General features: G+C 59.7%; 12 protein-coding genes. 2 read left to right on the plus strand and 10 right to left on the minus strand.

Annotation, left to right across the window (positions count from 1 at the left end; genetic code table 11):
* Positions 1 to 61 precede the first annotated feature (61 nt).
* The 10 genes from I6L41_RS05600 to I6L41_RS05645 all read right to left on the minus strand — a co-directional run bounded on the left by I6L41_RS05600 (position 62) and on the right by I6L41_RS05645 (position 10,987).
* Entirely contained in the window at positions 62 to 1,330 is a 1,269-nt protein-coding gene (locus tag I6L41_RS05600) for an OmpP1/FadL family transporter (RefSeq protein WP_216962576.1), read from the minus strand.
* A 252-nt stretch (positions 1,331 to 1,582) separates the two neighbouring features.
* The gene (locus I6L41_RS05605) at positions 1,583 to 2,869 is read right to left on the minus strand and encodes an outer membrane protein transport protein (protein ID WP_005360328.1); all 1,287 of its coding nucleotides are present in this window, start codon (positions 2,867 to 2,869) and stop codon (positions 1,583 to 1,585) included.
* Between the two features lie 402 nt (positions 2,870 to 3,271).
* The gene (locus tag I6L41_RS05610) at positions 3,272 to 4,051 is read right to left on the minus strand and encodes a DUF3379 domain-containing protein (RefSeq protein WP_216962578.1); all 780 of its coding nucleotides are present in this window, start codon (positions 4,049 to 4,051) and stop codon (positions 3,272 to 3,274) included.
* Complete coding sequence (locus tag I6L41_RS05615; protein ID WP_216962580.1) at positions 4,044 to 4,643, minus strand: sigma-70 family RNA polymerase sigma factor; 600 nt, start codon at positions 4,641 to 4,643, stop codon at positions 4,044 to 4,046. Before I6L41_RS05615 ends, I6L41_RS05610 begins: the two co-directional genes overlap by 8 nt.
* Before the next feature lie 13 nt (positions 4,644 to 4,656).
* Positions 4,657 to 6,168 (minus strand): BatD family protein, encoded by a 1,512-nt coding sequence (locus I6L41_RS05620; protein ID WP_216963840.1) that lies wholly within the window; start codon positions 6,166 to 6,168, stop codon positions 4,657 to 4,659.
* A 20-nt stretch (positions 6,169 to 6,188) separates the two neighbouring features.
* Positions 6,189 to 7,640 (minus strand): VWA domain-containing protein, encoded by a 1,452-nt coding sequence (locus tag I6L41_RS05625; RefSeq protein WP_216962582.1) that lies wholly within the window; start codon positions 7,638 to 7,640, stop codon positions 6,189 to 6,191.
* Complete coding sequence (locus I6L41_RS05630; protein WP_164536745.1) at positions 7,631 to 8,623, minus strand: VWA domain-containing protein; 993 nt, start codon at positions 8,621 to 8,623, stop codon at positions 7,631 to 7,633. The genes I6L41_RS05625 and I6L41_RS05630 overlap by 10 nt, the downstream gene beginning before the upstream one ends.
* Positions 8,620 to 9,159: a DUF4381 domain-containing protein gene (locus I6L41_RS05635; protein ID WP_216950747.1), complete on the minus strand. Its 540-nt coding sequence runs from the start codon at positions 9,157 to 9,159 to the stop codon at positions 8,620 to 8,622. The genes I6L41_RS05630 and I6L41_RS05635 overlap by 4 nt, the downstream gene beginning before the upstream one ends.
* A complete protein-coding gene (locus I6L41_RS05640) occupies positions 9,144 to 10,046 on the minus strand; it encodes a DUF58 domain-containing protein (protein WP_216950748.1) in 903 nt (300 codons plus the stop codon). Before I6L41_RS05640 ends, I6L41_RS05635 begins: the two co-directional genes overlap by 16 nt.
* On the minus strand, positions 10,037 to 10,987 hold the full coding sequence (locus tag I6L41_RS05645; RefSeq protein WP_216950749.1) for a MoxR family ATPase: 951 nt from the start codon (positions 10,985 to 10,987) through the stop codon (positions 10,037 to 10,039). The genes I6L41_RS05640 and I6L41_RS05645 overlap by 10 nt, the downstream gene beginning before the upstream one ends.
* A gap of 183 nt (positions 10,988 to 11,170) precedes the next feature.
* Between I6L41_RS05645 and fadI the strand changes: the two genes are divergently transcribed.
* Together fadI and fadJ are read left to right on the plus strand one after the other, a co-directional pair.
* On the plus strand, positions 11,171 to 12,481 hold the full coding sequence (gene fadI, locus I6L41_RS05650) for an acetyl-CoA C-acyltransferase FadI (RefSeq protein ID WP_164536749.1): 1,311 nt from the start codon (positions 11,171 to 11,173) through the stop codon (positions 12,479 to 12,481).
* Positions 12,481 to 14,628 (plus strand): fatty acid oxidation complex subunit alpha FadJ, encoded by a 2,148-nt coding sequence (gene fadJ, locus I6L41_RS05655; protein ID WP_216963843.1) that lies wholly within the window; start codon positions 12,481 to 12,483, stop codon positions 14,626 to 14,628. Before fadI ends, fadJ begins: the two co-directional genes overlap by 1 nt.
* Positions 14,629 to 14,750: the final 122 nt, after the last annotated feature.

Raw genomic sequence — 14,750 nt, forward strand, 5'->3', positions numbered from 1 at the left:
CCAGTGTTCACCTTATTGAGTAAGGCAATAATTGGCATAGCGTTTTTTGCAGGGAAGGAATTTAGAAGAGATAGCTCAATTGTGCACCAGCCAGCCAGGCATCCCCTTCAGAAGTGCCCTGGAAGGTGGAGGTCGTCATCGGATTACCCGGTTGCAGCTCCATTTTTTCAGTGACATCCACCTTTTTACCATCGATCAGGGTCAGCCCCAGATCCACGGTCAGGTTGGGCGTGAACTGATACCCCATTCCCACGCTGTACCAGAGGCGATCGGCATCCGGGATGGAAATGGTACGACGATCGGCTGGCACAGGGCTGGCGTCATAGGCCACACCGGAGCGCAGTTGCCATTTGGGAGTGACCTGATAGGTCATACCGATGGCGTAGCGCCAGCTATCTTCCCAGTGCTCGTCCTTGATGTGCATGTTCTGCAAATTGTTGAGATCAGCTTCCAACTGAACGAATTTGCTCCAGTTGGTCCAGTTCAGGCTGCCGTGGAGAGCCAGCTTGTCAGTCAGCTGATGGAACGCCGCCAACTCTGCCGTCGCTGGCAACGGCAGATCCAGACTACCGGTATCTCTGATCTCGGTAACGGAGCCATCTGCATTGGGTCGGCCCAGGATAGCATCTCCCGAGAGGGTCAAAGTGACATCGTGACGGTAGGAGAGGCCAATTCGGGTTTGCTCGGACAACTCCAGCAAGGTGCCGACATTCCAGCCCCATGCCCAGCCATCCCCTTGCAAATGTTTTGCGATCAGGTTGCGAGAAGGGAAGGTGCCACCGACTTCGCCTTCGCCCTGAATAGCAGAGATCCCGGCACCAATTGACCACATCTCATTGATGCGATAGGCGAGTGAGGTACCCAGATCCATGGTCTTGATATCGGAGACATTGCCAAAGTGTCCCGCGCTGTAGTTATCCGGCATCTTGACGCCAAGGCCGTAGTAAGAGGTTGCCGAGAAGCCGAGTCGCCACTGCTCATTGAGTGGAATGATGAGATAGGCGTTGGGTACCCAGGCTGCGGCGGCGATATCGTGTGCACTGGCATCGGAGGTGACGATACCGGCTTTGGTCGGCAAGCGGGTGTTGCCTTCAATATTGACGTCAGGACTGACATAGATGACTCCGCCAGAGAGCGCCATCTGATCGAAGCGGGTCATGGCTGCTGCATTGCGGGAGAGTACACTGGCGTTATCCGCGATGGCTGCCTCACCTGCAAAGGCGCGTCCCAGTCCTGTAGCGGACTGTTCAGCCAGCTGGAACCCGGCGGCATGAGTCTGACCCGCGATCACCAACAGGGCGATGGCGGACGGTTTGATGATGGGATACATGGCAAAATCCTTGCTGTTACCCGAAGGTTCAATAGGTCATATGAATGGAGGCAGGATTTTATATGGTATGACCAGTAAGGCAACGGTAATGGCCAGTATCTGGATAAAACAAGATTAAATGCTGGAAGGATGCATTCTAATAGCTTGATTAAAAAAGAAAAATAAACAGCTGTGTGCTACATGTGTGCGCTGAACTGGCTTTTGCGGATAAAAAAAGAGCGCCGTCAGGCGCTCTTTCCATTCTATCAATAATCAGAACTTCATGTTGAACTGGGCAGAAGCCAGGAAGGCGTTGCCGTGGGAAGTTCCTTTCCAACGCAGGCTGTCGGAGTGGCTACGCAGACCTTCGTTGACGTCAACTTCTTTACCGTCCAGATAAGCCATACCAAAGTCAACGCTCATATCGGTGTTGATATGGTAGGTGGCACCGGCGCTGTACCAGATACGGTCTGAGTCGGGAATGCTCAGGCTGCGGTAGTCAGCTTCGATCGGGGTGTTGTCATAGGCAAAGCCCATGCGAGCTTCCCAGGCCGGGTTGATATACCAGGTACCGCCGATGGAGTAACGAGTAGAGTCTTTAAACTTCTCATCTTTTTGCAGACATACGCCGCCTGCACATTGGCTGCTGGTTGCTTTCAGCTCCTGGAAGGCGCTCCAGTCAGTCCAGTTTACAGAGTAATGAACAGCAAACTGTGGGCTCAGGCGATGGTAACCGGCGAACTCGGCTTGTGCAGGCAGATCCAGCTTCAGGTTGCCATCCACTGTGCGATTCAGTGAGCTCGCGCCTTGGAAGTCACCGTCAAAGCTCATATCGACTTGTGAACGGTAGGTCAGTGCAAAGCGATGGTTTTCATTGACTTCATACAGGGTACCAACGTTCCAGCCAAAGCCCCAGGTGTCGCCTTTCAGGTGAGCCAGACGAGTATCTGTCGGCAGCGGGCCACCTTGGCTAGGTGGATTCAGCGGGCCCAGCAGACCGGCATAGCGGTTGAGTTCGGCGGCACCGTAAACGGCGTTGATACCGGCACCGACACTGAAGTGTTCGTTGACACGATAGGCAATGTTCGGGTTGATATTGAAGGTCATCAACTCGGTATCACCAGCACCGGCACCAGCCGGGAAGGTTTTGGAGTATTCGGTGGAGAGACCGTAGTTGGAGAAGATGCCAATGCCCCAGGCCCACTGGTCATTCAGCGGCTGAATAAAGTAGGAGGCGGGAACGAAGGCTGCCGGAGCAATGCCACTTTCGCTGGCTGGAGCCATTTTGTTAGCGCCAGCGTAAACAGCACCATCCACATCCACATCCGGTTTGATGTAGGTGCCAGAGACAGAAACTGCCATCTTGTCGAAGGTGGTCATGGCAGCCGGGTTACGGGCCAGCACGGAGGCGTTGTCGGCAATAGCTGCTTCACCGGCATAGGCGCGACCCAGACCGGAGGCAGAGTGCTCGTTCAACTGGAATGCCGCAGCATGGACTTGACCGGTGGCCAGCGCGATGGTGGCGGCAATCAGGCTCTTCTTGAAAATAGTTGTCGTCATGGTGTTCTCTCTTGTAGGCAGATTTTTTTGCCGATATTGGCTGCACGTTCAATGCAAACCTCGACAAAATCCGTTTTTATTTCAGCTTCTTCCCAATCAATTCTGGCGTGATTCTATGGATCTGGTAGGAGGTAAGAAATCAGACCAGTGACAGCAGAATACATAAAAGTGATCGATGTGTTAATCATTTGTTTTAACTTGCTGTTTAATTCACCGTTTTCAGGGGCTAAAGATGGATTATTGACCTGGATTGCCGATCTCCGTCACAAAAATAATTTTGTCAATTTTTCGAAATCTTGAGGCAAATGAGTGACAAAGGGGAGTAATCAGGGGGGGAACAGGCAGCGGCTCGTGACCGCCGCCTGCTATTGAGGATGGATCTGAGGTTGTTAACCGGCGATGTTAAATGTCCCACTGCAGACGTGACTGCAGGGCGTTGGCAACGGGGGCAAGTGGCTCTTTCATCTCGCCAATCAGTACCATATTGGCGCCTTTGAGCTGGACTATCTCCCCTTTGAGGGTGCCATCTTCAAAGGTGGCCTGTTGCAGGGTTAATGGAACATGTTTGGGCACTAAAAAGAGGGTGACAGGCCCCATCTTTCCCTGGATCACCATGTGCAAGGCTGGTCCCTGATAAAACGAGCAGTGATTGACATAGGTCACCTTGAGCCCATCCATCCCGCTTAAGGTGGCGCCATACTTCTCCATCTTGGCATTTATGTTATGCAGATTGACCTGCTCATCGACACCTTCAATAAAGGGTTCTTCGCCATAGACATGAGCCATCGCCACCTGTGCGAGGGAGAGAGCCGCAGGAGCCGTTTCTGGCAGCGTGATCCAGCGGGTGCTCATTCCCAGCAGGAAGGCGACCGATGCAGCCAGGGCGATCTGGCGCCAGGATGTCGATGTCCGGATCTTGACTGGCTCTGTGCCAAGGGGGCGGGATGGCGGCATATCATCTGGCGCGTCACTGTCTTGCAGCATGGCTTGCCTGAGCAGGATCCGCTCGGCCAGTCCGGCGGGGACCTCAACCTGCATGGCGTGCTTGAGAGTTCTGTCGAACTGCTTCATCTCGTCGAGGTAGTGCCGATTGGCCTGGCTTGCGTCAGCGGCTTTGAGAAAATCCGGCAGTTTATCGTTGGGCTGGATCATGGCGTTGCGGCGAAATTCGAGTTCATCCATGTCCGTGTCCTCTTGCTTGGTTCTTCTGCTCCATCGCCTCCTTGATCTGGTTGCGGGCGCGAAACAGTCGGGTCATGACGGTGTTCTTGTTGAGGCCGAGCATCTTGGCAATCTCCTCACCACTGAATCCTCCCACGACTTGCAGCAGCAGTGGCTCCTGGTACTCCTCGGGCAACCGGGCGATGTGACGGTGCAACCACTCGTTCTCCATCTCCTGTTCGCTGTGCAGCGCATCGTGCTGGGGTTGAGGGTGATCGTCGAGATCAATCAGCTCCAGCTGTTTGCGTTCAAAGCGGCGGGCGTTTTCCCGTCTGAGGATGGTGATCAGCCACCCTTTGGCTGCCTTGTCATCCTGCAGGGTGTCGATAGCCTTCCATGCACGCAGAAAGGTCTCTTGCACCAGATCTTCCGCTACGTTGGGATCCCGGGTCAGCCAGTAGGCATACCGGTAGAGATCGCCGTGCAGCGCATGAACCAGTGCTTCAAATTTGGTTTGTTTGTCAGCCATGGGATCAGAGACCGGCGAAATGGCCGGATCATTTCCACCAATATGCTGCTGAGCACGTTTTTTTCTAAAAAACAGCTGTGCCATAGAGCAATCCTTGTCAGGGGGCGTGGCGGCGGGAGCGGGAACTCCCGTGCGCCAGCAGGTAAATCAGGTGCGCAATACCGGCAGCTTCATCTGCCCTGAGGGTACGCGCCAGAGCGCGCCACTCGATGGGGGGGCCAGAAGAGGGTCGTGAAAAACAGGCTCGCTCGAGTGCGGCTAGCGCGTTGCCGACCCGATTATGCCCAGCGTCAGGCAACTGGCCTAATTGATAATAGGAGACCTGCCAGCGCAAGGTCGCCCACCGGATCAGCGTCTTGCGACTGGCATCCGGCTGGTGTCGGGCAAGGGCTCGTTGCAGTTGATAGAAGGCGCGCCAGCGGGGCCAGTGGCGCCATAGCGCACGCAGCGTTATGGCCAGCACGACCCACCAAAGGCTCTCTCGCAGTGCCATCTGCGATGTCTGCTGATCAGGTTGCCGATTTGTCGTTGCCTGAAACGTCAGCGTGATGGCAGGTAGGCTGGCCTGCTCAATCCGGCCACTTTGGGTATTAAACCAGGGCAGATCAATGGGGGGCAGCTGGTAGTCGCCGCTCTGCTCCGCGACCAGAGTCTGGCGCCACTGTCGCTTAAACAGCAGCTTGCCATCTCGGTAACGCTCCTGCTGTTGCTCGCCATCGGGATGTGCCTGTATGCCGCTTGGCAGTTGATGGGCCATCAGGGGGGCAAGCTGGATCTGGGCACTGTCACCATTTTCCATGGTCAGGGTGAGGATCCGGATCAGCGGTTCACCCACTTCCCCCGTGGTGGCCGGTTCAAGTCGTTGACTCAGGGTCAGCCGGGTGGCCACCGGCGTGGCGGGGGCCTTGTCAACCCTTACCTCGAGCGGTGCCGCGCGGGCCGAGAGTTTTTGGGGCTTGCCCCCTTTCTGCGTGAGCTGCCCCTGCAAGCGGGGCGAGTCGAGGTGCCAGAGCCCAGGCGCTTTTGCCTGAACGAGCCAGCTGCGGGTGAGCCTGCCGGGCAGACCAGCCTGAGCGGGGGCGATCCACTCGTCGCGACCGAGGCGACGGATAGTGAAGTGGGCAGAGCTGAGTTCGCTCAGGGCCGGGTTTTGCATACTGGTGGGCAGCCATAGTGTCAGCCGGTAGATCACCGGCTGGCCGGGATAGAGCGGGCCCTGATGATCAAGGCTGGCCTGCATCTCGAGGGGCGAGGGGGCTGCGGGTTGCGGCAGCGCCGCTGTTTTCACCTCTCTCAATGGCAGGGTGAGCGAGGGAGTGAACTCATTTCCCAGCTTGAGCGGGGCAATCACCACCTCGGTATTTGCGGTTGAATTGCTCTGGTGCAGCGGGATCTGCCAGCGAGTCAGTTGTTGTACCGGGGTCGTGACCCGGCTCATGGTCACTCTGCCCACTGCAAATTGGCGCAGTAGGGGGGAGATCTCCAGCTCGTTGCTCTGGCGCTCGCCATCCGCTTCGATGATCAGCAGCCAATCGCTGGGGTCAGCCCCCGGCAGCAGCTCTGCCCGGGGGGGTAAGGCCCAGCAAAGTGGACTCGCCAGTGCGAGCAACAACCCCCATCCTGCCCGCGTCACCAGGGCTCCTCCACCTTGATAAGATCCCGGCGCAGCGCCTCTTTACGCAGTCGCTGCTCCAGTAGCAACACCGGGGGAGAGGAGGGCAAGGGCATTGCCGTCGCCTGCTGAGCTGCCGATGGTTCGGGCTGCTTGCTGTTGCTGGTATCGGGAGCGGCCGCCGCTGTGCCCTGTAACAGAGAGAGGTTATAGAGCGCATCTTCATGGCCGGGTTCAAGCGCCAGAGCGGCCAGATAGGCCTCTTTGGCGGCCGCAAACTCCCCCAGTTGCAGCAGGGCATTGCCGCGGTTGTAGTGGGCGGTGGCGCTCGTCGCTTCCTGATAGGCTGCGATGGCTTGCCGGTAGGCACCAGCCCGATACCAGGCGTTGCCGCGCCAGACTGGATCGTTGAAGGTGCGGGCAGCCCGCTTAAAATCCCCCTCTTGATAAGCCTGCATCGCTTGTAGATCTCCCTTCTCTGCTGCTTGCAGATCTTGCGGCGCAAGCAGCTGAATTCCCACCATCAGCGCCACCATCAACCGGGCGCCGACTCTGGCCAGCAAGGCGAGCGGTAACAAGGGGATTAGCAACCAGGGGCCAAGATCCAGTGGCGCCGGGGTGAGGGCCGAGGTAGTCGTGGGCAGCGGTGCAAAGCGGGGGACATCACTGGCAAGCCACTGCAGCTCACCGCCGAGACGGTTGGCCAGTGCGGCAATGGCCTGACTATCGGGGGCGGGCAACTGCGCGGGCATGCGGGCGGCAAATCCCAACTCATTGGCCGGAATGGCGGGCATGGGGGCCGGTTGACCACTGCTGGCGAGCAGAATATCGAGGCGTGCTGACTGGGTGTCGCGGCAAAGAAGGCGTTGCTGGCAGGGCCACAGGGCGGCGATTTGGGTCATCTGATTCCGGGTGAGGTCGTCGGTGATCAGCAGTAGACGCGCTTGTTCTCCAGGGGCCAGCTGCTTCATGGCAAGTTCCACCGCCCGTGCCGGATTGCTGCCTTGCAGCGGCATGATATCGGGGCGCAAATCGGGCAGCAGTAACGCGAGGGCCTGATGATCCCGGGTGGGCGGCATGGCGAGGTAGGCATCGCCTGCGTAGAGGATCAGCGCAATGCGCTCGCCCTTGGCGTGGCTCAGCAGCTGCTGCAACTGCCATCTGACCCGGGTCGCCCGATCTGGTTTGAGGTCGGTGGCGGTCATCGAGCGTGACAAGTCCAGCAGCCAGATATCGAGCGGCGCCGCAGGCTGCTGTTGCAGCTCGCCGCGCAGTGCGGGGCCACTCAGGGCCATAATCACGGGCAGGGTTGCCAGCCAGAGCCAGGGGCGCTGAGGACGAGATGCTGGCAGCAGATAAGCCTGCATAGCAGGTGCGAGCAGCGGAGGCCGGCGACGACGGCGCCACCCTTGCCAGAGCCAGGGGATGAGTGCGATCAGCCACAGGGGGCGGAGCAAGATCAGCTCCATCTGCGCGTGCCTTGTGCCAGCCAGTTACGCACCATGCGAAACTCCAGTCTGCTTTGCCCTGATGGCAGAAGCAGCAAGCCACAAAGCAGTGCCAACGGCCAGGGGTAGAGCTCGAACACCGGCTGGTAGTGGGCAACGGGCATAGGGGCAGGTTCAAGGGCATTGAGAGTCGCGTTGATGGCATCGAGATCGCTTTGGGTGCGTGCCCGAAAGTAACGCCCCTGGCCTGTCTGGGACAGCGCTTGAAGAAGGGGCTCGTCCAGTTCGCTGCTGGGATCGGCCTGACCGCTGCCCACCTCATCGTAGGGTTGGATAAAGGTATCGGGATCGGCCCCGACCCCCAGCGTGTAGATCCGTATTCCCTGCGCTGCGGCGAGTTTGGCCTCCTGCAGCGGGTCGGCACTGCCTGCGGTATTGCGGCCATCAGTGACCAGCAGCAGGGCGGTGGGGCGACCCGGATCCCCATGCTGACGTGCCAGCTGGATGGCTTCGCCAAGGGCGGTGGTTCGGCCGACCAGATCAAAATCGAGCTCGTCGCTCAAGGTCAACAGCGCCGGGATCTCCTGAGTGAGGGGAGAGAGCAGGTAGGCGTGATCGGCAAATACGATGAGGCCCACCCTGTCTCCGGCCCGTTTGGCGATCAGCGCCTTGATCTGCTGGCGCACCGCCGTCAACCGAGCTTGCTGCTCTCCGTTATCGAGCATATCAGGGGTGCGCATACTGTCTGACAGATCCACCGCCAGCAGCAGATCCCGACTCCCTTCATATTGGATAACCGGTTCCCCCCACCACTGGGGGCGGCAGAGGGCGAGGATAAGGGCGCACCAGAGCAGCATGGCGCGCCAGAGCGGCAATCCGGCGTGGGGGCGCAGCAGCGCAAACCCGGGGTGAGCCAGATAGCCGCGGCGCAGGGGTGGCAAGCCGAAGCGCACCAGCAAGGGGAGCACCAGCGCCAGCGCAAACCAGGGCCAGGCCAGGATCATGGATGCCTCCGTCCGGCTTTACGCCCCGAGCGGGGGTGAAGTTGGAAGAAGAGGGTTTGACCCCAGCGGCGATAATGTTGCCGAAGCTGTTCGCTCTGCTCACTGCTCGGGTTCTGGCTGCCATAGAGCCAACTGCTCCAGTGAGACGAGAACTGGCTGAAATCGCTGCCGCCGTGACGATCGACGAAGGCGAGCCAAGCCTCTCCCTGTAACTGGCGCGCCTCGGGCCAGCGTTGCAGTGCTTCATGACGCAGGGCCTCCTGTATGCGTGCCACCAGTAGTGCCGGATCTCCCTCCAGCTGGCGACACCAGCGGCGGTAACGTATCACCCTGCGGGCAATCAGGATGATCAGCAGCAGCAATAACCCTGTGATCAATAGCCACAATAGCGCCTGCACTCTGGGGTCAAGACTCTGTTCAATCAGAACCGGCCCCGGGTGGATGTCTCGCATCAGGGCGACCAGCGGCGGAGTGATGGCGTCGGAGGCTGGACTGGCGCTGTCGAGTTCGGCGGGCGAGATCATCCCTGATGACATAACCCCTCCTGCCACTGCTGTTGCAGAGTCTGGCTGTTATCGAGCAGATAGAGGCGCTGCACCAATGGCAACAGCAACTGTTTGCCGTGGGCCAGCTGCTGCTCGGCGGCATACCGGTAGCGCTGGGAGAAACCGGCATGGCCCCCATCCAGCCAGCCCTGATAGTGTTGCCCTGGCCGATCGATGGCCACCGGCAGCTGGCCGTCAGGAGGAAGGGCTGCCTCGAGGGGGTCGCGGATCTGCCAATAGTGGATATCGTGGCGGCGGGAGAGCAGCTGCAACTGCTGACAGAGCGCTGACTCACAGGGTCTGTGGTCGGTGATCAGCGTCAGTTTGGCACCATGGGGCAGCTTCACGCTGGCCAAGGTGTCGGCCAGTGAATGGGATAGTACCCGACGTGCCAGCCCTTGCTGGTAGTGATGGCAGAGGGATTCGAGCAGGGGCAGCACGCTGCCGCGCTGGCTCTGGTGATTTGGGACAAGCCCGTGGCAGATCAGGGTGTTGTGCTGCCTCTCCCCTTGCCAGATCAGGGCTGCCGCCAGCTCGCATCCCAGACGCGCCTTGAGCTGCCGAGTGGAGCCGAAATACATGGCGGGAGAGAGATCGAGCAGCAGCCAGTGCGCCTGATCGAGCTCCTCGCTATAGAGGCGGGTATAGGGACGACCGAGGCGCGCCGTCACTCGCCAGTCGATATGGCGTACCTCGTCACCAGCCTGATAGGCGCGCAGCTCGCGAAACGTGAGTCCGGGAGAGCGGCCCAGTTTGCCGCGTTCGCTGCTGCTTCTGCCTGCGTGAGGTGGCTTCCTGGCCTTGGCCCAGAGCCGGATATTGAGCAGCCGTGGCAGCGACAGGGCGATATCGGGATGGAGCTCCGGCGCTAGGGACATGGCACCTGATCCAGCAGTTGGGCGATCAGGATGTCGTTATCCAGATTGTCGGCCAGTGCCTGATAGCTGGGTAAAAGGCGGTGGCGCAGCACCGGATAGGCTTGCAGCTGGATATCTTCAGGCAGCACATAATCTCGTCCGGCAAGCCAGGCGCGGGCGCGGGCGGAGCGAGCCAGCCCAAGTGTGGCGCGGGGGCTGGCCCCTACGGCAATCAGTGGCTCAAGGGCAGGGCAAAGGCCACTACCCGGGCGGGTGGCGCAGACCAGCTCCACCAGATAGTGCTCCAGTCTGCTTTGCATGGTCACCGCCAGCACTTCGCTGCGAGCACCTTGCAAGCTGGTCTGGCTCAGGGTCACCGGCGCCGCGCCAAGTTGTTCGCCGCTGGCGTTGAGCTGCAAGATGGCGAGCTCCATCGTGGGGCTCGGGTAATCCACCATCAGCTTGAGCAGAAAGCGGTCTAGCTGGGCCTCCGGCAGGGGATAGGTCCCCTCCTGCTCGATAGGGTTCTGGGTGGCGGCCACCATAAAGAGAGGTGGCAGCCGCCAGCTCTTTTTGCCCACGGTGATCTGGTGTTCGGCCATGGCTTCAAGTAGCGCTGATTGCACCTTGGCCGGCGCGCGGTTGATCTCGTCCGCCAGTATCAGATGATTGAACAGGGGGCCGGGCTGGAATACAAAACTGGCATCCTGCGGGTGAAACACCTCGCTGCCGGTCAGATCTGCCGGGAGCAGATCAGGGGTGAACTGGATGCGAGCGAAACGCCCCTCGACAGAGCCAGCAAGCGCTTTGACGGCACGGGTTTTGGCAAGGCCGGGAGCGCCTTCGATTAATACATGTCCTTCACATAACAGGGCGATCAACAGCCCTTCGATGAGCTCATCCTGACCCAGAATTTGACTGGCAAGATAGTCCCTCAGTTGTTTGAACTCCGCCGCTGCCATGTGATAAACCCGTTGTTTTTATGGAAGTTGATCTTTTTATACTCCAGTTGAGCCACAAGGGCGAGTGAAGGGCGCCAGCCTTGCTGAATTTAGTTTCAATCAGCTGTATGAAACTTGTGATTGGATTGTTAAGATGTGGCGCAATGAGGTCAGACCTCTCCCTTATAAACCCAAGGAGCCAGGATGAAACAGCCATTGAAACTGACGACTCGCCAGGGCGAACGGATTGCCGTCGTGGCGGGGCTGCGTACCCCCTTTGCCAAGCAGGCTACCGCCTTTCATGGCGTGCCTGCAGTCGATCTCGGCAAACTGGTGGTGAGCGAGATGCTCGCCCGTACCGATCTCGATCCCAAGCTTATCGACCAGCTGGTGTTTGGTCAGGTGGTTCAGATGCCGGAAGCCCCCAACATTGCCCGCGAGATCGTGCTCGGTACCGGCATGAGCGTCAATACCGATGCCTATAGCGTCTCCCGCGCCTGCGCCACCAGTTTCCAAGCGGTGGCCAACGTCACCGAATCCATCATGGCCGGTACCGTAGACATCGCCATCGCCGGCGGTGCTGACTCCTCCTCCGTGCTGCCTATCGGGGTGAGCAAGAAGCTGGCTCGCGCCTTGGTGGATCTCAACAAGGCGCGCAATCTGCAGCAGCGCTTCAATATTCTGCGTCAGCTGCGAGTCAAGGATCTGCTGCCGGTGCCGCCCGCTGTGGCGGAATACTCTACTGGCCTCTCCATGGGGCAGACCGCCGAGCAGATGGCCAAGAGCCACCAGATCAGCCGCGAGGCGCAAGATGCGCTGGCTCACCGCTCCCACACTCTGGCCGCGCAGGCTTGGGCTGATGGCAAGCTCAGCGGTGAGGTGTTTACCGCCCATGTACCGCCCTACAAATCACCGCTCGAGCGGGACAACAATATCCGTGAAAGCTCGGATCTCGCGAGCTACGCCAAGCTCAAGCCGGTTTTTGACCGGGTCCATGGCACAGTGACTGCGGCCAACGCCACGCCGCTGACCGATGGCGCCGCCGCAGTGTTGCTGATGCGCGAAGGTCGGGCGAAAGAGCTTGGCCTCGAACCGCTTGGCTATATCCGCAGCTTCGCCTTCTCGGCCATCGATGTCTGGCAAGACATGCTGATGGGCCCCTCCTATGCCACGCCGCTGGCGCTGGACAGAGCCGGCATCACGCTCAGCGATCTGACCCTGCTCGACATGCACGAAGCCTTTGCCGCCCAGACGCTGGCCAACCTCAAGATGTTTGCCAGCCACGAGTTTGCCCGTGACAAGCTGGGCCGTGATCAGGCCATCGGCGAGGTGGACATGGAGAAGTTCAACGTCCTCGGCGGTTCGCTGGCCTATGGCCACCCCTTTGCCGCGACCGGTGCGCGGATGATCACCCAGACCTTGCATGAGCTGCGTCGTCGCGGTGGAGGACTGGGGCTCAACACCGCCTGTGCGGCGGGTGGATTGGGCGTGGCTATGGTGTTGGAGGTTGAATGATGAGCGCTAAGACTTTTTCCCTTGATGTTCGCAAAGATGGCATCGGCATCCTCACCATGGATGTGCCGGGCGAGAGCATGAATACCCTGAAAGCCGCCTTTGTCGAGGAGATCCGCTCCGTACTGGACGAGGTAAAACGCAACAAGGATTTGATCGGGCTGGTGATCACCTCCGGCAAAAAGGACTCCTTCATCGCTGGTGCTGATATCACCATGCTGGCCGCCTGCACCAGTGCCAAGGATGCCGAGACCCTGTCACGAGAAGGGCAGGAGATCTTTGCCGAGATCGAGGGGCTGACCATTCCGGTGATCGCCGCCATTCACGGCCCCTGCCTCGGTGGCGGGCTGGAGCTGGCGCTGGCCTGCCATGGTCGGGTGGTGACCGATCACGGAAAATCTGTGCTGGGGTTGCCGGAAGTTCAGCTCGGTCTGCTGCCGGGCTCTGGCGGTACCCAGCGTCTGCCGCGCCTCATCGGGGTGGCCAAGGCGCTGGATCTGATGCTGACCGGCAAGCAGGTGCGGGCCAAACAAGCCAAGAAATTGGGGCTGGTGGACGATGTGGTGCCGCCGTCAATCTTGCTGGATGCAGCCATCAAGCTGGCCAAGAAGGGCAAACCGCGCCATCAGTTGAAACGGGATCTGCAGGGCAAGGTGCTGGAGACCAACAAACTGGGTCGCAAGGTGCTGTTCGATCAGGCCAGCAAGGGGGTGAAAGCCAAGACCCGCGGCAACTACCCGGCGCCGGAGCGGATCCTGGACGTTGTGCGCATCGGCGTGGAGCAGGGGATGAAGGCCGGCCTGGCCGCTGAATCCCGCCACTTTGGCGAGCTGGTGATGACTGCAGAGTCTGCCGCCCTGCGTTCCATCTTCTTTGCCACCACCGAGATGAAGAAAGAGGTCACCTATAAGGGGGCCGAGCCGCGCAAGGTGGCCCATGCCGCCGTGCTGGGCGGTGGTCTGATGGGGGGCGGCATCGCGTTCGTCACCGCTACCAAGGCGGGCGTGCCGGTGCGGATCAAGGATGTGGCAAGCGCTGGGATCGGCAATGCCATGCGCTACAGCTATGACATTCTGGCCAAGAAGCTCAAGCGTCGTCACATCTTGCGCAGCGAATTGGAAAAGCAGATGAGCCTGTTGACCGGCACCCTCGACTACTCCGGTTTCCACCGGGTCGACATGGTGGTGGAGGCTGTGTTTGAAGATCTCGCGCTCAAACACCAGATGGTGAAAGACGTGGAGCGTGAGTGCGGTGAGCACACCGTGTTTGCCTCCAATACCTCCTCTCTGCCCATCAACCAGATTGCGGCAGAGGCGGCGCATCCGGAGCGGATCGTGGGGCTGCATTACTTCAGCCCGGTAGACAAGATGCCGCTGGCGGAGATCATCCCCCACGCTGGCACCAGTGCCGAGACGGTCGCCACCACCCTGGCTTTTGCCCGTGCTCAGGGTAAAACGCCTATTGTGGTGAAGGACGAAGCCGGTTTCTACGTCAACCGTATCCTGGCGCCCTACATGAACGAAGCGGCGCGACTGGTGCTGGAAGGGGAGCCGGTGGAGGTGCTGGATAGCGCGCTGCTGGACTTTGGTTTCCCGGTTGGTCCCATCACCTTGCTGGACGAGGTGGGGATCGATGTAGGGGCCAAGATCTCCCCCATCCTCGAGAAAGAGCTGGGCGGCGAGCAGTTCCAGGCGCCCAAGGCGTTCGACAAGCTGCTGCAAAATGATCGCAAGGGACGCAAGAACGGCAAGGGCTTCTACCTCTATGGCAAGGCTGCACCGCGCAACAAGCTGACCGGCAAAGAGGGCAAGAAGACGGTGGACGAGAGCGTCTATGGCGTGCTCGGTATCAAGCCGTCTGCCAAGCTGGCTCGTCAGGAAATCGCCGAGCGCTGCGTGTTGCTGATGCTCAACGAAGCGGCGATGGCGCTGGATAGCGGTGTGGTGGCGTCGGCCCGTGATGGCGATATCGGCGCCATCTTCGGTATCGGCTTCCCGCCATTCCTTGGCGGCCCGTTCCGCTACATGGACACGCTCGGGATCGATCATCTGGTTGGCCGTCTGGAGTATTACCAGAAGCGCCACGGCGACCGGTTTGCCCCCTGTGCCAGCCTCAAGGCAATGGCTGCAGAGCAGCAGACCTTCTACTGATAACCGCTGCAGATTGACCGCAAGACCACGAGGCCCGCACCCCATGTGGGCCTCTTTCTATGTTGTGGTTTGTTCGGGTTGTACGGCTTGGGCAGCGCTCATGCTGGCAGAAGCAACCGATT

This window comes from Aeromonas sp. FDAARGOS 1411, assembly GCF_019047125.1.
Classification (GTDB): Bacteria; Pseudomonadota; Gammaproteobacteria; order Enterobacterales; family Aeromonadaceae; genus Aeromonas; species Aeromonas veronii.